This is a genomic window from Streptomyces sp. NBC_00091 (genome assembly GCF_026343185.1).
Lineage (GTDB): Bacteria > Actinomycetota > Actinomycetes > Streptomycetales > Streptomycetaceae > Streptomyces.
In genome coordinates, this window is record NZ_JAPEMA010000001.1 from 4,701,815 (window position 1) to 4,728,384 (window position 26,570).

26 protein-coding genes and 1 riboswitch are annotated in these 26,570 nt (G+C 74.3%); of the genes, 13 read left to right on the plus strand and 13 right to left on the minus strand.

Features of this window, described 5'->3' with window-relative positions; genetic code table 11:
• The first annotated feature begins 43 nt into the window (after positions 1-43).
• The gene (locus OOK34_RS21715) at positions 44-1,138 is read left to right on the plus strand and encodes an amidohydrolase family protein (protein ID WP_267035520.1); all 1,095 of its coding nucleotides are present in this window, start codon (positions 44-46) and stop codon (positions 1,136-1,138) included.
• Between the two features lie 216 nt (positions 1,139-1,354).
• Positions 1,355-2,260: an SCO1860 family LAETG-anchored protein gene (locus OOK34_RS21720; RefSeq protein ID WP_267035521.1), complete on the plus strand. Its 906-nt coding sequence runs from the start codon at positions 1,355-1,357 to the stop codon at positions 2,258-2,260.
• Here OOK34_RS21720 and OOK34_RS21725 read toward each other — a convergent pair.
• Together OOK34_RS21725 and cobC are read right to left on the minus strand one after the other, a co-directional pair.
• On the minus strand, positions 2,257-3,465 hold the full coding sequence (locus OOK34_RS21725; RefSeq protein ID WP_267035522.1) for a CapA family protein: 1,209 nt from the start codon (positions 3,463-3,465) through the stop codon (positions 2,257-2,259). The two genes, OOK34_RS21720 and OOK34_RS21725, sit on opposite strands and share 4 nt — an antisense overlap.
• A gap of 363 nt (positions 3,466-3,828) precedes the next feature.
• The gene (gene cobC / locus OOK34_RS21730; protein ID WP_267036858.1) at positions 3,829-5,238 is read right to left on the minus strand and encodes an Rv2231c family pyridoxal phosphate-dependent protein CobC; all 1,410 of its coding nucleotides are present in this window, start codon (positions 5,236-5,238) and stop codon (positions 3,829-3,831) included.
• A 116-nt stretch (positions 5,239-5,354) separates the two neighbouring features.
• On the opposite strand from cobC, the gene OOK34_RS21735 reads away from it, so the two are divergent.
• A complete protein-coding gene (locus OOK34_RS21735) occupies positions 5,355-6,110 on the plus strand; it encodes a ZIP family metal transporter (RefSeq protein ID WP_267035523.1) in 756 nt (251 codons plus the stop codon).
• Between the two features lie 20 nt (positions 6,111-6,130).
• Here OOK34_RS21735 and OOK34_RS21740 read toward each other — a convergent pair whose 3' ends face one another.
• From OOK34_RS21740 to OOK34_RS21770, 7 genes are all read right to left on the minus strand, one after another.
• On the minus strand, positions 6,131-7,498 hold the full coding sequence (locus OOK34_RS21740) for a cobyrinate a,c-diamide synthase (RefSeq protein ID WP_267035524.1): 1,368 nt from the start codon (positions 7,496-7,498) through the stop codon (positions 6,131-6,133).
• Between the two features lie 5 nt (positions 7,499-7,503).
• Positions 7,504-8,103, minus strand: coding sequence for a cob(I)yrinic acid a,c-diamide adenosyltransferase (gene cobO, locus OOK34_RS21745; RefSeq protein ID WP_267035525.1), 600 nt, complete (start codon positions 8,101-8,103; stop codon positions 7,504-7,506).
• The gene (locus OOK34_RS21750; protein WP_267035526.1) at positions 8,103-10,184 is read right to left on the minus strand and encodes a putative cobaltochelatase; all 2,082 of its coding nucleotides are present in this window, start codon (positions 10,182-10,184) and stop codon (positions 8,103-8,105) included. The genes cobO and OOK34_RS21750 overlap by 1 nt, the downstream gene beginning before the upstream one ends.
• A 274-nt stretch (positions 10,185-10,458) precedes the next feature.
• On the minus strand, positions 10,459-12,018 hold the full coding sequence (locus tag OOK34_RS21755) for a cobyric acid synthase (protein WP_267035527.1): 1,560 nt from the start codon (positions 12,016-12,018) through the stop codon (positions 10,459-10,461).
• Positions 12,015-12,989: a cobalamin biosynthesis protein gene (locus tag OOK34_RS21760; RefSeq protein WP_267035528.1), complete on the minus strand. Its 975-nt coding sequence runs from the start codon at positions 12,987-12,989 to the stop codon at positions 12,015-12,017. Before OOK34_RS21760 ends, OOK34_RS21755 begins: the two co-directional genes overlap by 4 nt.
• Positions 12,990-13,047: 58 nt before the next feature.
• A riboswitch (cobalamin riboswitch) is annotated at positions 13,048-13,134 on the minus strand.
• A gap of 158 nt (positions 13,135-13,292) precedes the next feature.
• Positions 13,293-13,514, minus strand: a complete 222-nt coding sequence (locus OOK34_RS21765) for a hypothetical protein (protein WP_267035529.1) — start codon at positions 13,512-13,514, stop codon at positions 13,293-13,295.
• A 28-nt stretch (positions 13,515-13,542) separates the two neighbouring features.
• On the minus strand, positions 13,543-14,817 hold the full coding sequence (locus OOK34_RS21770; RefSeq protein WP_267035530.1) for an inorganic phosphate transporter: 1,275 nt from the start codon (positions 14,815-14,817) through the stop codon (positions 13,543-13,545).
• A 366-nt stretch (positions 14,818-15,183) separates the two neighbouring features.
• Here OOK34_RS21770 and OOK34_RS21775 point away from each other — a divergent pair, with 366 nt between their 5' ends.
• A complete protein-coding gene (locus tag OOK34_RS21775; RefSeq protein ID WP_267035531.1) occupies positions 15,184-16,314 on the plus strand; it encodes a S9 family peptidase in 1,131 nt (376 codons plus the stop codon).
• Positions 16,315-16,570: 256 nt separating this feature from the next.
• Entirely contained in the window at positions 16,571-17,896 is a 1,326-nt protein-coding gene (locus OOK34_RS21780) for a hypothetical protein (RefSeq protein WP_267035532.1), read from the plus strand.
• Here the strand turns inward: OOK34_RS21780 and OOK34_RS21785 are convergent, their stop codons facing one another.
• Together OOK34_RS21785 and OOK34_RS21790 are read right to left on the minus strand one after the other, a co-directional pair.
• The gene (locus OOK34_RS21785) at positions 17,897-18,292 is read right to left on the minus strand and encodes a VOC family protein (RefSeq protein ID WP_267035533.1); all 396 of its coding nucleotides are present in this window, start codon (positions 18,290-18,292) and stop codon (positions 17,897-17,899) included.
• 60 nt (positions 18,293-18,352) lie between these two features.
• Complete coding sequence (locus tag OOK34_RS21790; protein WP_267035534.1) at positions 18,353-19,243, minus strand: neutral zinc metallopeptidase; 891 nt, start codon at positions 19,241-19,243, stop codon at positions 18,353-18,355.
• Positions 19,244-19,498: 255 nt separating this feature from the next.
• Here OOK34_RS21790 and OOK34_RS21795 point away from each other — a divergent pair, with 255 nt between their 5' ends.
• The 8 genes from OOK34_RS21795 (at position 19,499) to amaP (ending at position 24,915) form a co-directional block, all read left to right on the plus strand.
• Positions 19,499-21,097: an ABC-F family ATP-binding cassette domain-containing protein gene (locus OOK34_RS21795; protein WP_267035535.1), complete on the plus strand. Its 1,599-nt coding sequence runs from the start codon at positions 19,499-19,501 to the stop codon at positions 21,095-21,097.
• A 341-nt stretch (positions 21,098-21,438) separates the two neighbouring features.
• Complete coding sequence (locus tag OOK34_RS21800) at positions 21,439-21,660, plus strand: helix-turn-helix domain-containing protein (RefSeq protein WP_007263382.1); 222 nt, start codon at positions 21,439-21,441, stop codon at positions 21,658-21,660.
• Between the two features lie 206 nt (positions 21,661-21,866).
• Positions 21,867-22,646: an enoyl-CoA hydratase/isomerase family protein gene (locus tag OOK34_RS21805; RefSeq protein ID WP_267035536.1), complete on the plus strand. Its 780-nt coding sequence runs from the start codon at positions 21,867-21,869 to the stop codon at positions 22,644-22,646.
• Between the two features lie 126 nt (positions 22,647-22,772).
• Positions 22,773-23,204 carry an Asp23/Gls24 family envelope stress response protein gene (locus OOK34_RS21810; RefSeq protein ID WP_267035537.1) on the plus strand — a complete coding sequence of 144 codons (432 nt, stop codon included), beginning with the start codon at positions 22,773-22,775 and terminating at the stop codon, positions 23,202-23,204.
• 17 nt (positions 23,205-23,221) lie between these two features.
• On the plus strand, positions 23,222-23,413 hold the full coding sequence (locus OOK34_RS21815) for a hypothetical protein (RefSeq protein WP_267035538.1): 192 nt from the start codon (positions 23,222-23,224) through the stop codon (positions 23,411-23,413).
• A 7-nt stretch (positions 23,414-23,420) separates the two neighbouring features.
• On the plus strand, positions 23,421-23,831 hold the full coding sequence (locus OOK34_RS21820) for a hypothetical protein (protein ID WP_267035539.1): 411 nt from the start codon (positions 23,421-23,423) through the stop codon (positions 23,829-23,831).
• On the plus strand, positions 23,828-24,361 hold the full coding sequence (locus OOK34_RS21825) for a DUF6286 domain-containing protein (protein ID WP_267035540.1): 534 nt from the start codon (positions 23,828-23,830) through the stop codon (positions 24,359-24,361). Before OOK34_RS21820 ends, OOK34_RS21825 begins: the two co-directional genes overlap by 4 nt.
• Complete coding sequence (gene amaP, locus OOK34_RS21830) at positions 24,358-24,915, plus strand: alkaline shock response membrane anchor protein AmaP (protein ID WP_267035541.1); 558 nt, start codon at positions 24,358-24,360, stop codon at positions 24,913-24,915. The genes OOK34_RS21825 and amaP overlap by 4 nt, the downstream gene beginning before the upstream one ends.
• A 37-nt stretch (positions 24,916-24,952) precedes the next feature.
• Here the strand turns inward: amaP and OOK34_RS21835 are convergent, their stop codons facing one another.
• On the minus strand, positions 24,953-25,708 hold the full coding sequence (locus tag OOK34_RS21835) for an SDR family oxidoreductase (RefSeq protein WP_267035542.1): 756 nt from the start codon (positions 25,706-25,708) through the stop codon (positions 24,953-24,955).
• Between the two features lie 10 nt (positions 25,709-25,718).
• Positions 25,719-26,516, minus strand: a complete 798-nt coding sequence (locus OOK34_RS21840; protein ID WP_267035543.1) for an SURF1 family protein — start codon at positions 26,514-26,516, stop codon at positions 25,719-25,721.
• Between the last annotated feature and the right edge of the window lie 54 nt (positions 26,517-26,570).

The window sequence follows — 26,570 nt, forward strand, 5'->3', positions numbered from 1 at the left end:
GGTTTCCGGTCGAGCGTACCCAGGGCGCACGTACAGTGCCGACATGAATGATCACAACGGTGTGCTCCATGTGAAGGGACGCGTGCTCGTCGGGCCCCACGAGGTCCGCGACGAGCTGTGGGTCGTGGGCGGACGGATCTCCTACGAGCGGCCGACCGCCGCCCGCGAGGTCACCACCGTCACCGGCTGGGCCCTGCCCGGCCTGGTCGACGCGCACTGCCACGTGGGCCTGGACGCCCACGGCCCCGTCGACGCGGGGACCGCCGAGGAGCAGGCCCTCACCGACCGGGACGCCGGCACCCTCCTCATCCGTGACGCCGGATCCCCCTCCGACACCCGCTGGATCGACGACCGCGAGGACCTCCCGAAGATCATCCGGGCGGGCCGGCACATCGCCCGGACCCGCCGCTACATCCGCAACTACGCCCACGAGATCGAGCCCGACCAGCTCGTCGCGTACGTCGCCCGGGAGGCCCTGCGCGGCGACGGCTGGGTGAAGCTGGTGGGGGACTGGATCGACCGCGGCGTCGGCGACCTGACGGCCTGCTGGCCGCGCGCCGAGGTCGAGGCGGCCATCGCCGAGGCGCACCGGCTGGGCGCCCGGGTCACCGCGCACTGCTTCGCGGAGGACTCGCTGCGGGACCTGGTCGAGGCGGGCATCGACTGCGTCGAGCACGCCACGGGGCTCACCGAGGACACCATCCCGCTGTTCGCGGAGCGCGGCGTGGCGATCGTGCCGACCCTCGTGAACATCTCGACCTTCCCGAAGCTGGCGGCGGGCGGCGAGGCGAAGTTCCCGAACTGGTCGGCGCACCTGCGGCGGCTGCACGAGCGGCGGTACGACACCGTCCGGGCGGCCTGGGACGCGGGCATCCAGGTGTACGTCGGCACGGACGCGGGGGGTTCCCTGCCGCACGGCCTGGTCGCGGCCGAGGTCGCCGAGCTGGTGAAGGCCGGGATCCCGCCGCTGGACGCCCTCTCGGCAACGGCATGGGCGGCGCGCGAGTGGCTCGGCCGGCCCGGTCTGACCGAGGGGGCTCCGGCCGACCTCGTGGTCTACGGCGCCGATCCGCGGGCCGACGTACGGGCCCTGGCGCAGCCGGACCGGGTGGTCGTGAACGGCGTGGTCCGGGCGTAGCCCCCGCCCGGGACGGGGCGGCGGAGGACTCGTGTGGCGGGTGTGGCGCGGCAAATCGAATACGTGCATGGAAACCACCCTTTGGGGTGAACTCACCTCAGGTTGCTGACCGTTCACTCTCCGTGCGTAAGGATTTCGAACGTCGAAGCCGTCGGCGTGCGCGATGTCCCCCATTGGCGCCGCGACGGCACCCATCTCCCTGGGGGTTCCACCATCTTGAACAGCAACACCTTCCGCATGCCCGCGGCCGTTCTGCTCGCCACGGGAGCGGTAGCCCTGCTCGCCGCGCCGCCCGCCCTCGCCACGGGCGGCGGCGCCGGGAGCGAGGGCAGCTCCGGCGCCGTCGTCCTGCGGGCCGGACTGGACGTGGGCCTGCTCAACAAGGCCGTGCACGTACCGCTCAAGGCCACCCTCAACGAGGTCAGCGCCCCCGCCACGGCCGAGAAGACGGCCCTCACCGTCACCCTCGACGGGGTCGAACAGGGGCAGCCGGTCAGCGTCCTCAGGGCGGACGTCGCCACCTCCAAGGCGACCGCCGACAAGACCCGCGCCGTGGCCGAGGCGAACCTCGCCCACGCCCGGGTGCACGTCCCCGGCCTGCCGGCGCTCTCCCTGGTCGAGGTGGAGAAGGTCACCTCCAAGGCCGTCTGCGAGGCGGGCAAGAAGCCGGTCGCCTCCTCGAACGTCCTCGGGACGGTCACCGCGCTCGGCAAGAAGGTCACCCTGACCGCCGGCGGCCCCGCCACCAAGCTCGAGGTCCCCGGCGTCGGCCAGGTCTCCCTGGAACTCTCCGGCACCCAGACCACCTCCACCACGGCCGCCGCGGCCGCGCTGCGCCTGAAGGTGTCGGTCAACCCGCTGAACCTGAACGTGGCGGAGGTCGACGGCGAGGTCGTCCTGGCCGAGGCGCACTGCGAAACCCCGAAGGGTCCCGCGCCCGGCCCGAGCACGCCCGCGTCCGCGAAGCCCGACGTCAAGCCGCAGACCGCGACGGGGGCCACGCAGGCCAACCTCGCCGAGACCGGCGCCGGTTCGGTGACCCCGTACGTCGCCGGCGGCGCCCTGCTCCTGCTCGGCATCGGCGCGGGCGCGCTCGTCGTGACCCGGCGCTCCAGGAGCTAACGGGCAGCGCGCTCCAGCCCCTGGCCGGTCGCGCCGCGTGAGGTCACGGCCGCGGTGACCTCCTTGTCGACGCGGGCGTACGCGGCGCGCCTGGCGGGGTCGAGGCCGGTGTCCTCGGCCGCGCAGGAGGCGCAGACGACGCGGAAGGGCGGCCCCATGTCCGCGTACTGCGTGAGGTATTCGGCCTTGACCACCTCCCAGCGGCCCGGGTGCGCGGCCGCCGGGGCGAAGGTGAAGCGGGGGATCGAGGACATGTTGCCGCGCGCCTTCTCCGCCTCGTAGAAGCTCGCGACCTGGTCGCCCATGCCGAAGACCACCCACGTGCCGTTGATCTTCTCGTAGGGCTGCGGCACGTGGTTGTGCGTCCCGATGATCAGATCGATGTCGGGGAGCCCGTCCGCCCCGCGCGAGGCGGTCAGCGCCTGCGCCAGATCGCGCTGCTGCTGGTCGGGCGCCGTCTGCCACTCGGTGCCCCAGTGGACGCTGAGGACGACGACCTGCGCGCCGGCGGCGCGGGCCGCGCGGGCGTCGGCGATGATCCGGCCCTGGTCGATGAGGTTGACGGCCCAGGGCTTGCCCGCCGGGAGCGGTATGCCGTTCGTCCCGTACGTGTAGTCCAGCTGGGCGACCTTCGCGCCGCCGGCCGACAGCACGGCCGGGGCCTTGGCCTCGTCGGCGCTCCGCGCCGAGCCGACGTGCGCGAGGCCGACCCGGTCGAGGTGGTCCAGGGTGCGGGTGATGCCGTCGTAGCCGTCGTCGAGGGTGTGGTTCGAAGCGGTGGAACAGCTGTCGTACCCGGCGTCCTTGAGGGCGTCGGCCAGCTGGTGGGGGGCCTTGAAGGCGGGGTAGCCGGTGTAGGGGCCGCCGGGCCTTCCGTACGGTATCTCGTGGTGGCATATCGCCAGATCGGCGGCGGCCACCAGGGGTTTGACGCCCGCGAGTATCTTCCGGAAGTCGTACTCCCCGGCCTTGCCGCCCGCGTCGTCCGCCGAGCGCTGGATGATCGAGGGGTACGGGATGATGTCGCCGGTGGCGACGAGGGTGAACCGCCGTCCGGCCGGAGCCGCCTTCGCCGTCCCGGGTTTCCCCTGGAGCCGCTGCTCGGGCGGGGCGCCGTTGTCCAGGAGCCGCGGTACCGCGTAGACGCTCCCGCCGATCACCGCCAGCCCCGCGAGGCCGATGCCTATGCGCGCCGCCGCCTTCATGTGCCGCCCCCCTGTCGCCGATCCCGCCATCCTAGGCACGCCCCGCCGGCCCCGCTGCGCGGAACAGGTCCCCGCCCCACCCTTCGCCCGTTCCCCGGGGCCAGCCCCGGACCCCGCGCCTCAAACGCCGGCGAGGCTGGTTTGGCTGCGGCCCCCAGCGCCTCAAACGCCGGCGGGGCTGGAGGGTACGTGAGGGGGCGGGGGCGGGGTGGGGTGTTGTCCGGGACTAAAACGAGATGATTTCGGCGCGAGGCACCGCCCGGCAGACCAATCAGCCCAGGGCGCCGAACATCGAAGCCCGTCCCGGACGACACCCCACCCCGTCCCCGCCCCCGGCCCTGGCACCCACCCCCAAGGCCCCCGTTAACGCGCGGCCAGCGCAAGGGCGTGGTCGAGGGCCTGGAGGAGGCGGCCCGTCGTGGCCCGGTCGCGGACCGCCAGGCGGAGCCAGGTGGGGTCCAGCCCCGGGAAGGTGTCCCCGCGGCGGACCGCGAAGCCGAGGGCGCGCAGCCGGGTGCGGACCTCCGCCGCGCCCGGCACCCGGATCAGGACGAACGGCCCCTCGGCCACCCCCGCCACCGTGACCTCCTCGAACTCCGTGAGCCCGGCCAGCAGATGCTCCCGGTCCACCGCGATCCGCCGCGCGGCCGCCTCCGCCTCCGCCAGCGCCTCCGGAGCCACACAGGCCTCCGCCGCCACCAGCGCCGGCGTCGACACAGGCCACAGCGGCTGCGCGGCGGCCAGCTTCGTGATGACCTCCGGTTCGGCCAGGACGTAGCCGATCCGCAGCCCCGCCAGCCCCCAGGTCTTGGTCAGGCTCCGCAGCACCACCAGCCCCGGCAGGTCCATCCGCCCGGCCAGGGCCTCCCGTTCGCCCGGGACGGCGTCCATGAAGGCCTCGTCCACCACCAGGATCCGCCCCGGCCGGGCCAGCGCGGCCAGCGTGCCCGCCGGGTGCAGCACGGACGTCGGGTTGGTCGGGTTGCCGACCACCACCAGGTCGGCTTCCTCGGGCACCGCCGCCGGGTCCAGCCGGAAGCCGTCCTCGGCCCGCAGCACCACCCGCTCCACCCGGTGCCCGGCGTCCCGCAGCGCCGCCTCCGGCTCGGTGAACTGCGGATGCACCACGACCGGCCGTACGGCCCCCAGGGCCCGCGCGATCAGCACGAACGCCTCCGCCGCCCCCGCCGTCAGCAGCACCCGCTCCACCGGCAGCCCGTGCCGCCGCGCCACGGCCGCGCGGGCCGCCCGGCCGTCCGGGTACGCCGCGAGGTCCCCGAGGCAGGCCGCGATCCGCTGCTTGAGCCACTCCGGCGGCGTGTCCGACCGTACGTTCACCGCGAGGTCCACCAGCGCGCCGCCCGCGTCGGCCACCTCCGCGTCCCCGTGGTGGCGCAGGTCGTGCTCCTGGGCGGTGGCCACGGCACAGGTCGCCGCCACCGACCGGCGCTTCGGCACGAGGAGTTCCCCGCCGCCCGCCAGCGCCGCCGCCTCCGCCACCGAGGCCGTACCGGCGGCGTCCCGCGCCGCCGCCGAGGGATGCGGTACGGGGATCCGTGCCAGCTCCTCGGCGGAGTAGCCGACCAGCGGTACGCCGAAACGTTCCGCCGCACCCGCGATCCCCGGCTCCCGGGTCTTCGCCTCCACCGTGGCCAGCGCCGAAACCGCCCCGGTGGCCAGCCCGGCCCCCCGCAGCGTCTCCTCGACCAGCGCGCAGACCTCCGCCACGGAGACCCCCGCACGCCCGCCGACCCCGACCACCAGCCGCGTCACGTACTCGCCCACCGGGATCCTTCCTCCGTACCTCGTCCGTCTTTCGTCAACACGGTGTCTCCCGCCGCCCGCGCGCGGAAGTGCGCACGCGCCCGCCAGTCGGTATTCAGGGGCACATGGCGGTGATCGTGGCTTTGGGCGCGTTCCTGATGACGCTGGCCGGCGGCTGGACGGCGCAACGCGTCACCGACCGCCGCCACCTGGTGCTCGGCCTGGCCGGCGGGCTGATGCTCGGCGTGGTGGGCCTGGACCTGCTCCCGGAGGCGATGCACGCCGCCGGCAGCGAGGTCTTCGGCGTCCCGCTGGCCCTGCTGCTCTTCGTGGGCGGCTTCCTCGTCGCCCACGTGGTGGAGCGCCTGCTCGCCGTACGCCAGGCCGCGCACGGCGCCGAGAACGGCGGCGGCGCGGACGGGCACGGCGACAGCGGCGGCCGGGTCCCGCAGGTCGGGCTCACGGCGGCCGCCGCGATGGTCGGCCACAGCGTCGCCGACGGGGTGGCCCTCGGCGCGGCCTTCCAGGTCGGCGGGGGGATGGGCGTGGCCGTCGCGCTGGCCGTCATCACCCACGACTTCGCCGACGGGTTCAACACGTACACGCTCACCCGCCTGTACGGCAACGCCCGCCGCAAGGCCCTGATGATGCTCTTCGCGGACGCCGCGGCGCCGGTCGTGGGCGCCGCGTCCACCCTGCTGTTCACCCTTCCGGAGGAACCCCTCGGGGCGTACCTCGGATTCTTCGGCGGCGCCCTGCTGTACCTGGCGGCCGCCGAGATCCTCCCCGAGGCGCACCACAAGCACCCCGCCCTGTCCACGCTGATGTGCACGGTGGGCGGGGTGGCCGGGATCTGGCTCGTGGTCGGTCTCGCGGACTGATCCCGGGCCGGGGGCGGGGGTCACCGGTGCGCTGCCGCGGCTTCCGCGAAGCGCCGGGCCACCGAGGGCTGCGCCGCCCAGTGCGTGTGCAGGTAACTGGCGTGCACGCCCTGCCGTACGAAGCCCTCGACGCGGCGTTCGGGATGCGTGAACCCCCACGCCGGGACGGTCCCGGCGCCGGGCTCTATCACCGTCCGGTGGAACTCGTGCCCCCGCAGCCGCGTCCCGGCGGCGGCGAGCGCGCTGTCCGACACCGCCACCGCCTCCCGGTAGCCGAGCGTGAGCCGCTCCGACATCCGGGCATCGGCGTCGAGCACCCCGCACATCGGCTTCCCGTCGAGGGAACGGGCCAGGTAGAGCAGCCCGGCGCACTCGGCGGCGACCGGCCCGCCGGCCGCGGCGAAGTCCGCGACGGCCGCCCGCAGCGGCTCGTTCGCCGACAGCTCGGGGGCGTACACCTCGGGGAACCCGCCGCCGATCACCAGCCCGGCGGTGCCGTCGGGGAGCGCCTCGTCCCGGAGCGGGTCGAAGGTGACGACCTCCGCGCCCGCCGCTTGCAGCAGCTCCGCGTGCTCGGCGTACGAGAACGTGAACGCGGCCCCGCCCGCGACGGCGACGACCGGCCTCCCGCCGACCGGCTCCGGGGGAGCCCCGGCCGGGGCGCCCTCGGGCGACCACGCCGCGCAGTCCAGCGGCGGCGCCGTGCGGGCCAGCGCCAGCAGCGCCTCCAGGTCACAGCCCTGACGGACCTGCTCGGCCAGCGCGGCCACCGCGGCGAGCGCATCGGAGCGCCGCTCGGCCACCGGGACCAGGCCCAGGTGCCGCGAAGGCGTCGCCACCTGCGGAGCCCGCCGCATGACGCCGAGGACCGGCATCCCGGCCTCCTCCAGCGCCTCCCGCAGCATCACCTCGTGCCGGTCGGAGCCCACCTTGTTGAGGATCACCCCGCCGAGCCGCACCTGGGGGTCGAAGGAGGCGAAGCCGTGCACCAGCGCCGCCACCGACCGCGACTGCGAGGAGGCGTCCACCACCAGCACCACCGGCGCCCGCAGCAGCTTCGCCACCTGCGCCGTCGACGCCAGCTCACCCCGCCCCGCGGCCCCGTCGTACAGCCCCATCACGCCCTCGACCACGGCGAGGTCGCACCCGGCGGAGCCGTGCGCGAACAGCGGGCCGACCAGCTCCGGCCCGCACATGAAGGCGTCCAGATTGCGGCCCGGCCGGCCCGTGGCCAGGGCGTGGTAGCCGGGGTCGATGTAGTCGGGCCCGGCCTTGTGCGGGGACACGGCCAGGCCGCGCTCCGCGAAGGCCGCCATCAGGCCCGTCGCCACGGTGGTCTTGCCGCTGCCGGAGGACGGCGCGGCGATGACCAGCCGCGGCACGTTCACGGACGTCACCACTCGATGCCCTTCTGGCCCTTCTGGCCGGCGTCCATCGGGTGCTTGACCTTGGTCATCTCGGTGACCAGGTCCGCGAACTCCACCAGCTTCTCCGGGGCGTTGCGGCCCGTGATGACCACGTGCTGGGTGCCGGGACGGTTACGGAGCACCTCGATCACCTCGTCCACGTCGATCCAGCCCCAGTGCATCGGGTACGCGAACTCGTCCAGCACGTACAGCCGGTGCGTCTCGGCGGCCAGATCCCGCTTGACCTGCTCCCAGCCCTCCTTGGCCGCCTGCTCGTTGTCGAGCTGCGCGTCCCGCTGGACCCAGGACCAGCCCTCGCCCATCTTGTGCCAGACGACCGGGCCGCCCTCACCGGAGGCGCCCAGCACCTTGAGCGCGTTCTCCTCGCCGACCTTCCACTTCGCCGACTTGACGAACTGGAACACCCCGATCGGCCAGCCCTGGTTCCAGGCGCGCAGCGCCAGCCCGAAGGCGGCCGTCGACTTGCCCTTGCCCGGGCCGGTGTGGACGAAGACGAGCGGACGGTTGCGGCGCTGACGCGTCGTGAGCCCGTCGTCCGGTACGACGGTCGGCTGTCCCTGCGGCATTACGCGGCCCTCCTGGAGGTCTCTGATGCGGTACGTACGTTCTTCACGAGCCCGGCCAGCGAGTCGGCCCGCAGCCCGTCGAGGGTCACGGCGGGCCCGCCCAGGTCGGCGGCCAGCGCCCCCGCCAGCCCCAGCCGGACCGGCCCGGACTCGCAGTCCACGACCACCGAGGCGACCCCCTCGGCGGCCAGCAGCCGGGCACTGCGCCCCGACAGCTCGCGCGGGTCCCCGCCGACGGCCCCGGCCGAGGTGGCCCGCCCGTCGGTGACGACCACCAGCAGCGGCCGGCGCGAGGGGTCCCGCAGCCGCTCGATGCGCAGCACCTCGTGCGCCTTGAGCAGCCCCGCCGCCAGCGGGGTGCGGCCACCGGTCGGCAGCCGCTCCAGCCGGACGGCGGCCGCGTCCACCGAGGAGGTGGGCGGCAGCGCCAGTTCGGCGCCGGCGCCGCGGAAGGTGATCAGGCCGACCTTGTCCCGGCGCTGGTAGGCGTCCAGGAGCAGCGACAGCACCGCACCCTTGACGGCGCCCATCCGCTGCCGGGCCGCCATCGAGCCGGAGGCGTCGACGACGAAGAGCACGAGGTTGCCCTCGCGGCCCTCCCGGGTGGCCTGCCGCAGGTCGTCCTTGCGCAGGACGAGGCCGCACCCGCTGCGCCCGCGCGCCTTCTGGTGCGGGGCGGCGGCGTGCACGGTGGCCGCCAGGTGCAGCTTCGTCAGCTGGCCCCGGGGGCGTTGGGCGCCGGTGGTACGGCCGTGCGCGGTGCGGGCGCGCGAGCGCCGCCCGGCCGCGCCCTCGCCGAGGCCGGGCACGCTGAGCATCTTGGTGCGGAACGGCTCGGCGGCCCGTACGGCGGCCTGCTCGGCGCCGCCGGCTCCGCCCTGGGGGGCGGAGGGCTGCGGCTCGGGGGCGTCCCCGGTCTCCGGGGCCGCCTCCTCGGGCGCGTCGGGGGCGTGCGCGGTCTCGGGCCCGCCGCCCTGCGGGGGCACCCCGCCGCCGTCCCCGTCCGGGCCGCCGTCGCCGGGGCCGCCGTCGTCCGGGCCCTCGGGCTCGGGCTCCGGTTCCGGCTCCTCGTCGGGGAACCGGTCCAGGATCTCGTCCAGCTTGTCCTCGTCCAGCCCGGGCGCGTCGAAGGGGGCCCGCCTGCGGCGGTGAGGCAGGGCCAGCAGCGCCGCCTGCCGGACATCCGCCTTGCCGACGGAAGTCCGCCCGGCCCAGGCGGCCAGGGCGGTCGCGGTACGGGCCATCACGATGTCGGCGCGCATGCCGTCGACCTCGAACCCGGCGCAGGTCGCGGCGATCTGGAGCAGTGCGGTGTCACCCAGCACCACCTTCGGGAGCAGGGCCCGCGCCGCCACGACCCGGGCGCGCACCTCGTGCTCGTCCCCGGCCCAGCGGCTCGCGAAGCCCGCGGGATCGTCCTCGTACGCGAGCCGGCGGCGCACCACCTCGACGCGCTGGGCGGGCTCGCGGGAGGCGGCGACCTCGACGGTCAGCCCGAACCGGTCCAGGAGCTGCGGCCGCAGCTCGCCCTCCTCGGGGTTCATCGTGCCGACGAGCAGGAACCGGGCGGCGTGCCGCACGGACACGCCCTCGCGCTCCACGTACGAGGCGCCCATCGCGGCGGCGTCCAACAGAAGGTCGATCAGGTGGTCATGGAGGAGGTTGACCTCGTCCACGTACAGGATCCCGCGGTGCGCGTCGGCGAGCAGCCCCGGCTCGAAGGCCTTCACGCCCTCGGCGAGGGCCCGTTCGATGTCGAGGGCGCCGACGAGCCGGTCCTCGGAGGCGCCGACGGGCAGTTCGACCATGCGGGCGGGACGTTCGGTGCCCGCACCCGCCTCGTGCGGGCCGTCCGGGCAGGCCGGGTCGGGGGCGGCGGGCGCGCAGCTGAACCGGCACCCGGGTACGACGTCCACCTGCGGAAGCAGGGCCGACAGCGCGCGCACGGCGGTGGACTTGGCGGTCCCCTTCTCGCCGCGTACGAGCACGCCGCCGACCGCCGGGCTGACGGCGTTCAGCAGCAGTGCCAGGCGGAGGTCGGCCTGGCCGACGACCGCGGTGAACGGGTAGGGGGTGCTCACGTGTTGCTCACTCCTTCGTGGGGTGCGGTCGGCTGCGAGGCGCGGGTGCGGGGGCGGCTGCGCGGGGCTGTTCCCCCACCCCGCCCCTTCCCGAAACCGGGGGCAAGCCCCCGGCCCCCCGGACGTGCGCTTCGCGCCCGTGCGCTCAAACGCCGCGCGGGCTGGGATTGCTGCGCAATCCAGCCTCGCCGGCGTTTGAGGCGCGGGGTCCGGGGCGGAGCCCCAGTTTCGGGAAGGGGCGGGGTGGGGGAGAAGCCCCGCAGGGCCACGCCGGTCACGGCGCGCCCGGCGGGAGGAAGGGGAGGCCGACGGGGGCCCCGCCCTCGATCAGCCGCAGCAGGGCATCCGTGTCCGCGTGCTCCGCGATCAGATCGCCCAGCAGGTCCAGCTGCTCCTCGCGCAGGGCGGCGAAGGAGGTGTCCGCGGCGGGGACGAAGCGGCGGCCGGCGGCCGAGGCCACCTCCCGCAGGAAGGCCCGGCGGAAGCCGTCCGACTCCAGCGAGCCGTGCCAGTGGGTGCCCCACACCGACCCGACCCGGCAGCCGTCCAAGAACGCTTCCCCACCCAGCACCTCGGCCACGCCGTGATGGATCTCGTACCCCTCGACGGGCTCACCGAGCGCCGACCCGACCGGCCGTGCCAGGGTCTTCTCGACGGCGAAGCGCACGCGCACCGGCAGCAGCCCCAGGCCCGCCACCGATCCCGCCTTCGACTCGACCTCGTCCTCGATGTGCTCGCCCAGGACCTGGAAGCCGCCGCAGATGCCCAGCACCGGCCGCCCCTCGGCGGCCCGCCGCGCCAGCGCGTCCGCGATCCCCCGCTCGCGCAGCCACTCCAGCGCCTTCACCGTGCCGCGCGTGCCCGGTACGACGACCAGGTCCGCGTCGGCCAGCTCCTCGGCCCGGTCCACGAACCGCACGACCACGCCCGGCTCCGCGGCGAGCGCGTCGACATCGGTGAAGTTCGACATCAGCGGCACCGCGCACACCGCGACCCGCAGCACGTCCTCGCCGACCGGCGGGGCCACCACGGACTCCCGTACCGCGCCCCGCAGGGAGACGCGCAGGCCGTCCTCCTCGTCGATGCCCAGCCCGTGCCGGAAGGGCAGCACCCCGTAGGTCGAGCGCCCCGTCAGACCGCGCAGCATCTCCATGCCGGGCTCCAGCAGGGACACGTCGCCGCGGAACTTGTTGACCATGTATCCGGCGATCAGCGACTGGTCCTCGGGGGACAGCAGTGCCGTCGTCCCGAAGAAGGAGGCGAAGACCCCGCCCCGGTCGATGTCCCCGACCACGACCACCGGGAACCGCGCGGCCCGCGCGATGCCCATGTTCACGATGTCGGTCCGGCGCAGGTTGATCTCGGCCGGACTGCCCGCCCCTTCGCAGATCACGGCGTCATACGTGCCCCGCAGTTGCTCCAGGCAGTCCGTGACGATGCCGAGGAGCTGCTCCTGGCGCCCCCCGTGCAGTGCTTTCCCGGGGGACGCCCCCCCAGACCCCCCGAAGAACCCGCGGGCGCTCATCTCGCCCACCGGCTTGCCCAGCAGCACCACCTGGCTGCTGCGGTCGCTGCCCGGCTTGAGCAGGACCGGGTTCATCAGTGCGGTGGGCTCCACCCGGGCCGCCTGGGCCTGCATGGCCTGGGCCCGGCCGATCTCGGCGCCCTCCCGCGTCACGAACGAGTTCAGCGACATGTTCTGCGCCTTGAACGGGGCCACCTTCACGCCCTGCCGGGCCAGCCAGCGGCAGATGCCCGCCGTGACCACGCTCTTGCCCGCGTCCGATGTCGTGCCCGCGACCAGCAGTCCGCCGCCGCGCTTCGCGCCGCTCATGCCCCCGCCCTCCTCATGTGGCAGCCCTTCCCCATGCGTGCGGCCAGTGTCCGGGCCGCCACACAGGCCCCCAGCGCCAGCCAGGTCACCCGCCGCGACAGCCGTACCGCACGCTCGATGTCCGCGACCTCCACCGGCCGCCCGGCGGCGCCGTTCAGCACCGCCCGGTGTTCGACCCGGCCCCCGTAGGCCAGGGTGCCGCCCAGGCGGACGCCGAGCGCACCGGCGAAGGAGGCCTCCACCGGGCCGGCGTTGGGGCTCGGATGGGCGGCGGCGTCGGCGCGCCAGGCCCGTACGGCTCCCCGCCGGTCGGGGCCGGCCGCCACGGCGGCGAGCGCCGTCAGCCGGGCCCCGGGCCAGCCGGCCAGGTCGTCCAGCCGGGCGGAGGCCCAGCCGTAGCGCAGGTAGCGGGGCGATTTGTGGCCCACCATGGCGTCCAGGGTGTTGACGGCGCGGAAGGCGAGCAGCCCGGGAACCCCGGCGACGGCGCCCCACACCAGGGCCCCGACCACGGCGTCGGAGGTGTTCTCGGCGACGGACTCCACGACGGCCCGCGCCATCTGCTGCTCGTCCAGCGCGTGCGGGTCGCGCCCGCACAGGTGGGGCAGCCGCTCCCGGGCCACCTCGGCGTCCCCGGCGGCGAGCGCCCCGCCGATGGCGCGGGCCTCCCGGCCGAGCGAGGTGCCGCCGACCACGGCCCAGGTGGCCGCGGCGGTCAGGGCGATACGGGCGGCCGCGGGCCGGGAGCGCACGGCGCGCGCGCCGAGCGCGCCGGCGGCGGCGGCGCCGCCCGCGCAGAGGAGGGTGTGCAGGAGGCCCCGGGCGCGGTCGTCGCGCCACAGGGCGCCTTCGACGGCGGCGGCGGCTCGTCCGAAGGCGGCCACGGGGTGCCCCCGGCGCGGATCCCCGAGGATCCGGTCGCCGATCAGCCCCGCCGTGACGCCGTACGCGAAGACGCGGTCGGCACGCATGGTGGCAGGTATGTCCTCACTCAGGGTCCGCGCCCTGGTTCGACGTGTCCGGCGGCGAGAGTTCCTGGCTCCCGGGGCGCACGCGCCGCGTGCGCTCCCCGGTGACAGTGGCGGGACCGCGCCGGATTCGCACCGGACTTCCTCTCCATGCCGCCGTATTGGCTCGGGCAGTCCACCACGCTCCGCGAACGCCCGTCAACTTGCCGTTGACCTGGTGGGACGGAGGGCGGAGAAGGGGCGCGGGTACGCGAAAGCTCCCTCCGGGGAATGCCGGAGGGAGCTTTCGTACGCGGTGTGGCGGTCTCAGGTGACGATCAGGTAGATCCCGTAGGCCACGGCGCCCGCGCAGAGCGCGAAGCAGGCGTACGCGCCGCTGCGGGCCAGGGTGGCGGCCCCGCCCTGCTCGGTGGCGGCCTCGTGCTTGGAGAGGCCCACCAGGCCCAGGGCGAAGAGGGCCACGAGGGCGACGGTGGCGGAGAGGCTGACCCCGAAGACGGAGCCGAGTGCTGCCCAGTCGATCTTCATACTGCCGTTTCCTCTGTCGTTCTCGGGGTCAGACCGCGGCGGCCGGAGCCGCGGGGGTCGTCGGGGCCGCCGTCGCGGCGGGGATGGTGGCCTTGAGGTCCTCGTCGGTCACCGCGGCGGTGGTGCCCGCGGCCGGGGGGACGGCCACGGCCGCCATGGCGGTGGTGACGACGCCGGGCTGCTCGGTCTCGGAGGTGGCCGCGGCCGCCTCGTTGACGTTGGTGTGGTCGACGACCTGGCGGCGGGAGATCACCCAGATGGCGACGCAGGAGGCGACCAGGAAGACCGCGACGGCGGCGATGCCGGCGTCACCGGTGCGCATGACCAGCTCGGCGCCGGAGGCGACCAGGGCGGCGGCCGGCAGGGTCAGGCCCCACGCGACGAACATGCGGGTGGCGGTGGACCAGCGGACCACACCGCCCTTGCGGCCCAGGCCCGCGCCCATGACCGCGCCGGAGCAGGCGTGGGTGGTGGAGAGGGAGAAGCCGAGGGTGGAGGAGGCCAGGATGACGCTGGCGGCCGAGGTCTGGGCGGCGAAGCCCTGCTGCGGCTGCAGGTCGGTCAGGCCGCTGCCCATGGTGCGGATGATGCGCCAGCCGCCCAGGTAGGTGCCCATGGCGATGGCCAGGCCGGCGGAGACGATGACCCAGACCGGCGGGTTGGAGCCGGGCGCGAGCGCGCCGCCGGCGACCAGGGCCAGGGTGATGATGCCCATCGTCTTCTGCGCGTCGTTGGTGCCGTGCGCGAGGGAGACCAGACCGGCCGAGGCGATCTGGCCGGCCTTGTAGCCCTTGGTGGAGGTCTTCTCGCCGACCTGGCCGTTCAGCTTGTACGTGAGCTTCGCGGCCAGCATCGCGGCCACACCGGCCACGATCGGGGCGGCCACCGCGGGGATGAGCACCTTGGTGACGACGACGTCGCCGTTCACCGCGCCGAGGCCGGCGGAGGCGACCGCGGCACCGATCAGGCCGCCCATCAGGGCGTGGGAGGAGCTGGAGGGCAGGCCGACCAGCCAGGTGACGAGGTTCCAGAGGATCGCTCCGACCAGGGCGGCGAAGATGACCTCCGGCTGGATGCCCTCCTCGTTGACCAGGCCCTTGGAGATCGTCTTGGCGACCTCCACGGACATGAACGCGCCGACCAGGTTGAGCACGGCGGACATGGCCACCGCCGTCTTGGGCTTGAGGGCGCCGGTCGAGATGGTGGTGGCCATCGCGTTGGCTGTGTCGTGGAAACCGTTCGTGAAGTCGAACACGAGAGCGGTGATGATCACGATCCCGAGGAGAAGCGTTATGTGCTCCATTTACCCAGGCTTCTGTTTGACGTCAGTGGCTCGGCGACCGTAGGCAACCTGGGTGAACGGAAGATGAACTGACACGGGCGGCGCGGTGTCCCCACGCGCCACACGATCGGGCCATTCGTCCCGATTCTTTCGTAGCCATCCCGGTTCATGCACGTCAAAGGCGGGTGAACGGAACGCTCCGCCAGCGCCCTCTGGCCGGTAGGCCCCCTGTGCCGGGCCCCGGAAAGAGAGGTAGATCACTCCGCTTGGACCGTCCTCGGCCCGCGCTCGACCCACCCCCGCGCCCCGGGCCGGAAGGATCTCCTCCAGATCCCCTCCGGGTCTCCTCCGGTGGCCCGTCCGCCCCCGCGACCCGACACTGGAGCCGTGCGTACCGCCACAGCGACGGCAGCGGCCGTCACCACGACTCTGATCGGCGCCGGAGCGGCCGCCGTCGCGGCGGGCAGGTACGCCGCGGACGCCGCCCTGCGGTCCGAACCCGGCCGCCCCCTGCCCGGCGGCCCCCGGCTGAGCGTCCACTCCACCGCCGCCGGCCGGGTGGTTCTCACCCGCTCGCTCGCCTCCCTGCGCCCCGGCATCCACGGACTGGACGCGCCCGGGGTGCACGCCGTGGTCGGCTCCGTCGTCACGGACGTCCCGCACGACCCGGACACCGTCGTACGCCGCCTCCTCTCCGTCACCCACGGCAGCCTGACCCCCGGCACCCGGGTCGTCCTCACCCCCCAGGTGCACCTGGGCAACCCGCGCACCGCCCTTGGCCTGGACCACGCCGACGTGGACGTCCCCGGGGAGCTCGGCCCGCTGCCCGCCTGGTTCGTGCCCGGGGACCGGGGCACCTGGGTGATCACCGTCCACGGGCTCGGCTCCGGCCGGGAGCACCCGATGGTGGTCATGCCCTTCCTGCACCGCCACCGGCTCCCGGTGCTCGACCTCGCCTACCGGGGCGACCTCGGCGCCCCCGCCTCCCCGGACGGCCTCGGCCACCTCGGCGAGTCGGAGTGGCGGGACCTGGACGCCGCCATCCGCTACGCGGTGCGCTACGGAGCCCGGCGCGTGGTCCTGTACGGCTGGTCCACCGGGGCCGCCATGGCCCTGCGCGCCCTCGAGCGCTCGGCCCTGGCCGGCAAGGTCTCCGGGGTCGTGCTGGACTCGCCCGTCCTGGACTGGCACGCCACCCTGCGCGCCCTCGCCGCCGCCCGGGGCACCCCGGGCCCGCTGCTCCCGCTCGCGGTCCGGGCCGCCGAGGGCCGCGCCGGGCTGCGCGCCGACCACCGGCCCCCGGGCGCGGACCCCGGCGCGCTGCGGGTCCCCGTACTGCTCTTCCACGGGCCGGCCGACACGATCGCCCCCTGGGAGCCCTCCCGCCGGCTCGCCGACGCCCGGCCCGACCTCGTCACCCTGCACACCGTCATGGACGCCGGGCACGGGGCGATGTGGAACGCCGACCCGGAGCGGTACGAGGAGGCGCTGCGGCGCTTCCTGGTCCCCCTCATGTGACGCGCCCGTGTGACCTGCTCACGTGAGGTGTGATGTGGCGCCGGGGTGAAGGGCCTGTGGCGGACGGGGCAGGGTGGGGGGTTCGTCCCGGTTCATCCACCCCATGACCTGTGGAAATGACCGGTTCCGTTTGGGCTTTCGGCCAGTGACGGGCGAGACTGCTTCCGTGACGTCCCGAAAGCCTGATGAGCAGTTGGCTCGCGACTCCAGACTCCGACTCGTCTCCCCGCGCTCCGTCGCCACGGCGCGCAAAGCGGTGACCGACCGGCGAACCCGGCCGGCCCTCCGGCCCCCGGCGGGCACCCCCGCCACGGCAGACCTGGCGAACCGCGCCCGCGCCTCCCTCGCCGACGCGGTACGGCTGGCCCGCTGGGCCGAGCTGAACCTCGGGGCCGGCGACGGCGGCCGCCCCGCCCCGGCGGGCGCGCTGCCCGCCGCCGACGTCGAACGGGCCGCGGCCCAGCTGCGCCTGACGCACGGCCAGATCCGGGTCGGCTGGGACCGGGCCCGCCTCTCCGGCCTCGTCGAGGTGCACGGCGGCCACGCCCGCCCCGGCTGGCGGCTGCGCGCCTGGGACCGCGACGACACCGCCGTGCTGCGCGGCTGGGTCGCCCTCTTCGACGCCTGGTCGCTCGTCCACCCGGCCCCGGCCGACCTCACCCCCTCGGCCGTCGCCGAGGTGGTCGAGGCCATGCCCCAGCTGCTGTCGCTGCTCCAGCTGTCCGCGGGCCCGGTGACCGTCCCGGACCTGCTGGACCTCCTCGGCCAGCGGGTCACCGAACTGCGCGACGAACGCTGCGAGGTCCCCTACGACGCGGAGCCCGCCACCGGCTCCGCCGTCCCCGGCGAACCCCGCCCCCTCCCGCTCGCCCGGCTCCTGCGCTGGGCCCTGGGCGGACTCGCCGCCGTGGACGCCGTCACCCTCGGCCCCGCCCAGGCCACCCTCACCCCCCTCGGCAGCTGGGCCGTGTGGGTGAAGCTGGAGCAGATCTGCGTCGCCGCCCAGAGCCCGGCCGGCAACATCGAGCAGTCCGCCGCCGCCATGCTGCACGGCTGCGCCCGGCTCACCCCGGGACCGGCCCGCGCCGAGTACCAGGCCTGGCTCGCCGCCCGGCCCGTCGGCCACGCCGTCAGCGAGCTGCTGCACGCCGCCCGGGGCGAGGACGCCCTGCTGCGCGGCCTGGCCTTCGAGGCCCTGCGCGTGGTCGGCGCCCCCGCCGAGCGCGAGGTGCGCGCGGCCGTCCAGGAGCCCGCGCTGCGGCCGTACGCCCTGCTCTGGCTCGCGGAGCACGACGGGGTGGACCCCGACGAGGCCCAGGACGTGCTCACCCCCGAGGAGTCCACCTGGCTCTGGGTGGACACGGCCGCCGCCATCGCCGACCACGGCGAGGCCGACCTGCTCGCCCGCCACCTCGACTCCGCGGTCCGCACCACCGTCCCCCGGCTGCTGGACGAGGTCCGCGCGGTGGGCCACCCGCGCACCGTCCAGGTGCTGGTCGCGCTGGCCGCCGCCCACCCCGACCCCGCCCTGGCCAAGGCGGTCCGCCGGGCCGCCTTCCAGGTCCACACCGGCGGCGGGTGATCAGACCTGCGGGGCGTACGTCCCGAAGCTCCAGATGTTGCCCTCGGCGTCCCGGGCCATGTAGTCCCGGGAGCCGTAGTCCTGGTCGGTGGGCTCCATCAGGATCTCCACGCCGTACTCGGCCGCCCGCCGGTGGTGGGCGTCCACGTCGTCGACCACGACGTAGACCCCGGTTGGCCCGGCGCCCGCCATGGCCTTGTCGAAGGCGCCGCCGCGGCCCTGGCTGCCCAGCATCACCACGCCGTTGCCGTACGCCAGCTCCGCGTGCATCACCGAGCCGTCCTCGCCCTCGTAGACCGCGACCTGGCTGAACCCGAAGGCCTCGGTCAGCAGCCTGATGGCCGCCTTCGCATCGCGGTAGAGCAGCGTGGGACAGATGGACGGAACGCCTGCCATGACGATCACTCCCTCTCGTGACGGTGACCCACGTCACAGCATGGCAGGCGCCGCCGACAGTCAGCGGAAGGTGTTGCACTGGGCCATGTCGCCCGTGCGGTAGCCCTGGTAGAACCACTGCTGACGCTGCTCGGCCGAGCCGTGGGTCCAGGACTCCGGGGTGACCCGGCCCTGGAACTTCTCCTGGATCCGGTCGTCGCCGACCGCGGCCGCCGCGTCCAGCCCGTCGCGGATGTCCTGGTCGGTGAGGCTCGTGATCAGCGGCCGCCCGGTCGACTCGTCCGGGGTCCTCGTCGCGTTGTGCGCCCACACCCCGGCGTAGCAGTCGGCCTGGAGCTCGACCTTGACCGCGTTGCTGTTCGCGCCCTGCCGCCCGTCCTGGGAGCGCTGGAGCGTCCCGGTCAGGTTCTGGATGTGGTGCCCGTACTCGTGCGCGACGACGTACGCCTGGGCGAAGGGCCCGCCGCTCGCCCCGAACTTCGTCCGCAGCTCGTTGAAGAAGCCCAGGTCCAGGTAGACCTGCCGGTCACCGGGGCAGTAGAAGGGGCCGACCGCCGAGGTGGCCGCCCCGCAGGCGGTGTTCACCCGGCCGGTGAAGAAGACCGTCGACGCCGGGGCGTACTGGCCGCCGCGCTTCTTGAACTCCTGATTCCAGAAGTCCTGGGTGCTGTTGACCACAGCGACGAGCCGGCAGTCCTCGCGGGTGTTGGCGTCCTGCCCGGTCTTGCAGGTCTGCTGCACCTGGGCGGCCGAGGAGGAGGTCGCCGCCGGCTCCGGGCTCCCGTCCGACAGGCCCAGCTGCTCCGGGCCCACCCCGAAGAGCAGCCCCAGGACCAGTGCGATCAGACCGACGAGGCCACCGCCGACCGTGGCCCGGCCGCCCGGGATGCGGCTGCCGCGCACATCCTTGACCTCGGACGTGTCCAGATTGGCGTTGTCGTCGAACTGCATGCCGCACCGCCCTCTCCTCGTGCAGCCAGGGGCCCACGTCTGCGCCCTGCGGCGAGTATCAACCCGTTCATCCTGATACGTGCCCCGGCCGCCCCGCGTGGCCCGTGGGCCGAACGGGGGACAGGAGGCCCCGAAAAGTGGTTGCGCACCCCCGGTAGAATGAATCCCATGGCAAATCTCCTCGCGGATTAGCGGCGTCGAAGCAACGCGCGTCCTGCCCCCCTTCCGCCGTCCCCACCGCCCTGGAGTATTTCCGTGATCACCGCCACCGGCATCGAGCTGCGCGCCGGCGCCCGCGTCCTCATCGAGTCCGCCTCCTTCCGCATCGCCAAGGGCGACCGCATCGGCCTCGTCGGCCGTAACGGAGCGGGCAAGACCACCCTCACCAAGTGCCTCGCCGGCGAGGGCCAGCCCGCCGGCGGCACCATCACCCGATCGGGTGAGGTCGGCTACCTGCCGCAGGACCCGCGCACCGGCGACCTCGACGTACTCGCCCGCGACCGGATCCTCTCCGCGCGCGGGCTCGACGTACTGATCAAGAAGATGCGGGCCAACGAGGAGCGCATCGCCACCGGCTCCGGCGGCACCCGCGACAAGGCGATGAAGCAGTACGAGCGCCAGGAGACCGAGTTCCTGACCAAGGGCGGTTACGCCGCCGAGGCGGAGGCGTCCACCATCGCGGCCGCCCTCAGCCTGCCCGACCGGGTCCTCGGCCAGCCGCTGCACACCCTCTCCGGTGGTCAGCGCCGCCGCGTCGAGCTCGCCCGGATCCTCTTCTCCGACGCCGACACCCTGCTCCTCGACGAGCCCACCAACCACCTCGACGCCGACTCGATCGTCTGGCTGCGGGACTACCTGAAGACCTACCGCGGCGGCTTCATCGTCATCTCCCACGACGTCGACCTGGTCGAGACCGTGGTCAACAAGGTCTTCTACCTGGACGCCAACCGGTCCCAGATCGACGTCTACAACATGGGCTGGAAGCTCTACCAGCAGCAGCGCGAGGCCGACGAGAAGCGCCGCAAGCGCGAGCGCCAGAACGCCGAGAAGAAGGCCGCGGCCCTGAACTCGCAGGCCGACAAGATGCGCGCCAAGGCGACCAAGACCGTCGCCGCGCAGAACATGGCCAAGCGCGCCGACCGGCTGCTCGCCGGCCTGGACGCCGTCCGCGTCTCCGACAAGGTCGCCAAGCTGCGCTTCCCGGACCCGGCGCCCTGCGGCAAGACCCCGCTGACCGCCGAGGGCCTGTCGAAGTCGTACGGCTCGCTGGAGATCTTCACCGACGTCGACCTGGCCATCGACAAGGGCTCCCGCGTGGTCATCCTCGGCCTCAACGGCGCCGGCAAGACCACCCTGCTGCGCCTGCTGTCGGGCACCGAGAAGCCCGACACCGGCACGGTCGTGCCCGGCCACGGCCTCAAGCTCGGCTACTACGCCCAGGAGCACGAGACGCTCGACCCGGAGCGCACGGTCCTGGAGAACATGCGCTCCTCCGCGCCCGACCTGGACCTGGTCGCCGTACGCAAGACGCTCGGCTCCTTCCTGTTCTCCGGCGACGACGTGGACAAGCCGGCGGGCGTGCTCTCCGGCGGCGAGAAGACCCGGCTGGCCCTGGCCACCCTGGTCGTCTCCTCGGCCAACGTGCTGCTGCTCGACGAGCCCACCAACAACCTCGACCCGGCCAGCCGCGAGGAGATCCTGGGCGCGCTGCGCACGTACAAGGGCGCGGTCATCCTCGTCACGCACGACGAGGGCGCGGTGGAGGCCCTGGAGCCGGAGCGGATCATCCTGCTCCCGGACGGGGTCGAGGACCTGTGGGGCCCGGACTACCGGGACCTGGTCTCCCTCGCCTGACGGGTGATCCAGTTCCTTATGGATCATTCGGCTCAGACGTGATCCATCATCTGAGTGAGACGGTCTCGTACCGTCGCGCTCTGTACATCGGCCCCGGCCGCATCCTCCCGGATGCGCGGCCGGGGTCGCCTGTTTTCGGCGTCCGGCCCCTGACCTGGTGATTCCCCGCGGTGACGGAGAAATGTGACGGAGGTCATGCGGCGGAAGAGAAGATTCCGTTCTGCTCGGGCGTCCACCGGTCGAGAAATGCCGTCGTACCGACCTTGCTGAATGGGTGGCCAGGAAGCCGGGGAGGGGTGATCATGAGAAGTCCAGAGCGCACTTCCCATGAGGAGGCACGGGTGGCCGAGACTCTGAAGAAGGGCAGCCGGGTTACCGGCGCCGCGCGCGACAAGCTCGCGGCAGACCTGAAGAAGAAGTACGACTCCGGTGCGAGTATCCGGGCGCTGGCCGAAGAGACCGGCCGGTCCTACGGATTCGTCCACCGGATGCTCAGCGAGTCCGGAGTCACGCTGCGTGGTCGCGGTGGCGCGACACGCGGCAAGAAGGCGGCTGCGGCCTGATCCTGGCCGCCAGGCCGGGACCGGGTGCCGAAGACCGCTCGACAGCTCCGTTCTCTTTCATGCTGTCTGATCCATGCTGTCCGTTTCATCCTGCTCCATGCACGGTTCCTTCGGTGACCCCCGGTCGGCCCTGTGGTCGGCTGGGTGGTTACTGTGCAGTCACTTAGGCCGGGAAAGAGGCCACGACTGCACACCGGAGGCACCAGATGGCTCTGCTCGACAAGGATGGCGTACGGCTCACCATCGACGACACGGTCGCCACGGTGACGCTGACCAATCCGGCCAAGCGAAACGCCCAGTCTCCCGCGCTCTGGCGGGCGTTGGCGGAGGCCGGACGGTCGCTGCCCGGCACCGTCCGGGTCGTCGTGCTGCGCGGCGAGGGCAAGTCCTTCTCCGCCGGGCTCGACCGGCAGGCGTTCACCCCCGAGGGTTTCGAGGGCGAGCCGTCCTTCCTCGATCTGGCGCGCGGTTCGGACGAACTGCTCGACTCCACCATCGCCGAGTACCAGGAGGCTTTCACCTGGTGGCGGCGCAATGACATCGTCTCCATCGCCGCCGTACAGGGGCATGCGATCGGCGCCGGCTTCCAGCTCGCGCTCGCCTGCGACCTGCGCGTGGTCGCGGACGACGTGCAGTTCGCCATGCGCGAGACCAGCCTGGGCCTGGTCCCCGACCTGGCCGGCACCCAGCCGCTGACCGACCTGGTCGGCTACGCCCGCGCGCTGGAGATCTGCGCGACGGGCCGCTTCGTGCACGCCGAGGAGGCCGAGCGGGTGGGCCTGGCCAACCTGGTGGTCCCGGCCGACGAACTGGAGGCCGCGGTCCAGGACCTCACCACCGCCCTGCTGGCCCCGGCGCGCGACGCCGTCATCGAGACCAAGGCGCTGCTCCGCGCCGCCCCGTCCCGTACCTACGACGACCAGCGCGCCGCCGAGCGCGCCGCCCAGGCCCGCCGCCTGCGCGACCTGGCGGGCCTCTCGGACTGAGGCCCCGTACGCTGCCCGGCCGGCCGGAACCCGACGACGGTTCCGGCCGACCGGCGTAGTCACCGGCGCGTCGGCGCCGGTGCGCGCTTACCGTGGTCGGGAGACTCCCCTTTCTAAGGACGTCCCATGACCGAATCCGCATCAGGGGGCTACGCCAAGGAGCCCGCAGACCGCGGCCGCACCACCATCGCCGACGGGGTGGTCGAGAAGATCGCCGGGCTGGCCGCCCGCGAGGTGGTCGGCGTCCACGCCATGGGCAGCGGCAGCGGACTCTCCCGTACCTTCGGGGCCGTCCGCGACCGGGTGCCCGGCGGGGCGAAGTCCGCCGCGGCCCGCGGGGTCAAGGCGGAGGTCGGCGAGGTCCAGACGGCCCTCGACCTGGAGATCGTCGTCGACTACGGCGTGGAGATCCGCGAGGTCGCCCGGTCGGTCCGCGAGAACGTCATCGCGGCGGTCGAGCGGATGACCGGCCTGGAAGTCGTCGAGGTCAACATCGCCGTCAGCGACGTCAAACTCCCCGACGAGCCCGACGACGAACCGGAATCCCGGCTCCAGTAGCGGAGAGGAGCCACACCATGAGCATGGCCGTCGCCGGCCTCTTCGCCGGCATCGCTCTGGCGTTCGCCGGGTACTTCGGCGGCTTCGGGGCCTTCCTGCTGGTGGCGGCGCTCGGCGCCATCGGCTTCCTCGTCGGCCGGTTCCTCGACGGGGACCTGGAACCGGGCGACCTGTTCCGGCCCCGCGGCCGCGACGACCGGCGCGGGTGAGGCGCCGATGAGCACTCCGCCCGGGCCCGCACCGCGTCCTGCGCCGCCGCGTTCCGCCGCGCCGCGTGCCACTCCGCCCCGGGTGCCGCCCGCCGAGCGGGGGGCCACCCGGATCGCCGACCGGGTCGTCGCCAAGATCGCGGCGCAGGCCGCCCGGGAGGCGCTCGAGGCACTGCCGGGCGCCGTCCCGCACGCGACGGTCACCGTCCACCACGACATCGCGCGGGTCCGGGTGAGCCTGGAGCTGGACTACCCCTCCGACCTCGCCGCCCAGTGCGCGGCCGTACGCCGCCAGGTCGCCCGGCGCATCGAACAGTGCGCGGCGATGGCGGTCCCCGAGGTCGACATCGACATCGAGCACCTGCACTCCACCCACACCCGGCCGGCCCCCGCCGGGCGGGACCGGCGGCTGCGGTGAGCGCGCCGCCGCGCCGGTTCCGGTCCGTCCGGCGGGTCCCGGCCGCGCTCAGCGCGCTCGTGGTGCTCGCGGTGGCGGGGCTCTTCCTCTACGACCTGGCCGCGGTACGCGCACACCGGCCCGGGATGCGCTGGCGCCGCGAACTCGCCCGGCTGCTGGAGCGGCACACCCCGGCCGACACGGAGGTACTGGTGGCCGGGGGCCTGCTGGCCCTGGCCGGAGCGGTGCTGTTGCTGCTGGCGCTGGCTCCCGGACGGCGCGGGCTGCTGCCGATGGCGGCGGATCCCGGGGTGCGGGCCGGCATCGGCCGCCGGGCCGTCGCCCTGATCCTGCGGGACCGGGCCATGGAGGTCTCCGGGGTCCGCTCGGTGCGGGTCAGGGTGGGCCGTACCCACGTCGGGATCCGGGCCACCTCGCACTTCCGCGAACTGGACGACGTACGGGCCGACCTGGACGAGGTGCTCGCCGTCGGCATCGGGGAACTGGGCCTCGCGCACCCGCCGCGGACCCGGGTCCGGGTCAGGAGGTGAGCGGCGTGCCCCTGCTCGGCGCGGTGAACCGGGCGCTGCTGGCGCTGGCCGGGCTGGTGCTGCTGGCGGCCGGGATCTCGGTACTGACCGCGTCCTGGCCCTTCGGCGGCCCGAACGCCCCGCTGCTGCGGCGGCGCTGGCACCTGGAGGGCGGCTGGTGGTGGGTGGTGTTCGCCGCGCTGGCGCTGTGCGTGCTGCTGGCGCTGTGGTGGCTGACGGCGCAACTGCGGCGCTCCCGGCTCGCGGCGCTGGCGGTGGACACCGGCGACGGGGGCTTCGCGGTGCTGCGGGGCCGCGCGCTGGAGTCGGCGGTGGCGGCCGAGGTGTCGGCGCTGGACGGGGTCGCCCGGTGCCGGGTCGCGCTGCGGGGCCGGCGCGGGGCCCCGACCCTGCGGGTGGCGCTGGAACTGGAACCCCACGCCGTCCCCGCCGATGCGCTGGCCGCGCTCGCCGGCCCGGTCCTCACCCACGCCCGCACCTCGGCGGGCCTCCCCGCCCTCCCCACCGAAGCCCGCCTGAAGATCACCCCCCACCCCGCGCAACGCGTGGCCTGACCGCCGCCGCGCGAGCGGCGCGTGGAGAAGGGGGTGGCTAGAAGCCGTGGCGGGAGCCGCCGTCCACCGGGAGCATCAGGCCGGTGAGGTACGACGCCGCCGGGGAGAGGACGAAGGCGGCGGTCCGGCCGAATTCCTCCGGCGTGCCGTAGCGCCGCAGCGGGATGCGGGACTCGTTCCCCGCGCGCGCCGCGTCCGCGTCGCCGGACAGCGCGTCCAGCTCCCGCACCCGGTCGGTGTCGATCCGGGCCGGCAGCAGGCCGACCACGCGGATCCCGCGCGGGCCGAGGTCCACCGACAGGGACTTCGCGAAGCCCGCCAGCCCCGGCCGCAGGCCGTTCGAGATCGTGAGGCCGGGGATCGGCTCGTGGACCGAGCCCGACAGCACGAAGCCGATGACCCCGCCCTCGCCCAGCTCGGCCGCCGCCGCCCGGGCGAGGCGGACCGCGCCCAGGAAGACCGTCTCGAACGCCGCCGCCCACTGCTCGTCGGTGTTGTCCGCCGCGGAGCCCGGCGCGGGGCCGCCGACGCTGATGAGGATGCCGTCGAAGCGCCCGAACCGCTCGCGGGCGGTGGCCACCAGCCGCGCCGCCGCGCCCGGGTCGGAGTTGTCCGCGGCCACGCCCACCGCGTTCGGGCCCAGTTCGGCGGCGGCGTCCGCCGCGCGCTTCGCGTCCCTGCCCGTCAGTACGACCTTCGCCCCGTCGGCGGTGAGTTCCCGCGCGGAGGCGAAGCCGAGGCCCCGGGTGGCTCCGGTGACGACGTAGACACGGTCCTTCAGTCCAAGATCCATGCCGGACAACCTACGCCGAAGCGGGCTCCGGCGACACGGCCTTCGCCGCCGCCTCCTCGCGGTCGCGCTTCTCCCGCCGCACCAGGATCACCCACCCCACCGGCACCGCCGCGGCGAACAGCCACCACTGCACGGCGTACGCCATGTGCGGGCCGATCGAGTCGTGGTCGGGCTCGGCCACCGGCTCGGGGCCGCCGTCCGCCGGGCCGGGCGCGGGCGCGGGCGCGGTCAGTTCGAGGTAGCCGCCGAGCACGGGCCTGCCCAGGTACGCCGCCTGCTGCTCGCTGTTGATCAGCATCACCTGGCGGTCGGGCAGGCCCTTGCGGTCCTTGATACCGCTGCCGCCGCTGGTCTCGTCGGCCTTGAGCCGCCCGGTCACCGTGACCTCGCCCGACGGCGCGGCCGGCACCGGCGGGTAGGCGCGCGGGTCGTCGCCGCCGGCCACCCAGCCCCGGTTGACCAGCACGACCCGGCCGTCGCCCAGCACCAGCGGGGTCACCACGTGGAAGCCGACCTTGTCGTCGTTCGAGGTGCGCATCCGTACGACGACCTCGTGCGCGGAGTCGTACGTACCGGTGGCGGTGACGGCACGCCAGTAGTCGGGCCTCGGGACGGTGTGCCCCGGCGAGGTGACCCCGGTCACCGCCGCCGGCTCCGCGTACAGGTTCTTCGCGATCAGCTCGTTCTGGGCGACCCGGTGCTCATGGCGGTGGAACTGCCAGAACCCCAGCTTGATCATCACGGGGATGAGGACGAGGGCGATGAGGGTGAGGCACACCCACTGCCGGGTCAGCACAAAGCGGTACACGCCCACGACGGTACCCGCAGCGGACAGGACCCCGGAGGCCGGGTGGCCTTCCGG

Bases quoted from the DNA above. Each gene is read 5' to 3' on its own strand.
- OOK34_RS21715 (WP_267035520.1), top strand. From the start codon at position 44: ATGAATGATCACAACGGTGTGCTCCATGTGAAGGGACGCGTGCTCGTC.
- OOK34_RS21820 (WP_267035539.1), top strand. From the start codon at position 23,421: ATGAGCACTCCGCCCGGGCCCGCACCGCGTCCTGCGCCGCCGCGTTCC.
- OOK34_RS21785 (WP_267035533.1), bottom strand. From the start codon at position 18,292: ATGGCAGGCGTTCCGTCCATCTGTCCCACGCTGCTCTACCGCGATGCG.
- OOK34_RS21735 (WP_267035523.1), top strand. From the start codon at position 5,355: ATGGCGGTGATCGTGGCTTTGGGCGCGTTCCTGATGACGCTGGCCGGC.
- OOK34_RS21725 (WP_267035522.1), bottom strand. From the start codon at position 3,465: ATGAAGGCGGCGGCGCGCATAGGCATCGGCCTCGCGGGGCTGGCGGTG.
- OOK34_RS21815 (WP_267035538.1), top strand. From the start codon at position 23,222: ATGAGCATGGCCGTCGCCGGCCTCTTCGCCGGCATCGCTCTGGCGTTC.
- OOK34_RS21790 (WP_267035534.1), bottom strand. From the start codon at position 19,243: ATGCAGTTCGACGACAACGCCAATCTGGACACGTCCGAGGTCAAGGAT.
- OOK34_RS21760 (WP_267035528.1), bottom strand. From the start codon at position 12,989: ATGCGTGCCGACCGCGTCTTCGCGTACGGCGTCACGGCGGGGCTGATC.
- OOK34_RS21755 (WP_267035527.1), bottom strand. From the start codon at position 12,018: ATGAGCGGCGCGAAGCGCGGCGGCGGACTGCTGGTCGCGGGCACGACA.
- OOK34_RS21805 (WP_267035536.1), top strand. From the start codon at position 21,867: ATGGCTCTGCTCGACAAGGATGGCGTACGGCTCACCATCGACGACACG.
- cobO (WP_267035525.1), bottom strand. From the start codon at position 8,103: ATGCCGCAGGGACAGCCGACCGTCGTACCGGACGACGGGCTCACGACG.
- OOK34_RS21835 (WP_267035542.1), bottom strand. From the start codon at position 25,708: ATGGATCTTGGACTGAAGGACCGTGTCTACGTCGTCACCGGAGCCACC.
- OOK34_RS21765 (WP_267035529.1), bottom strand. From the start codon at position 13,514: ATGAAGATCGACTGGGCAGCACTCGGCTCCGTCTTCGGGGTCAGCCTC.
- OOK34_RS21810 (WP_267035537.1), top strand. From the start codon at position 22,773: ATGACCGAATCCGCATCAGGGGGCTACGCCAAGGAGCCCGCAGACCGC.
- OOK34_RS21770 (WP_267035530.1), bottom strand. From the start codon at position 14,817: ATGGAGCACATAACGCTTCTCCTCGGGATCGTGATCATCACCGCTCTC.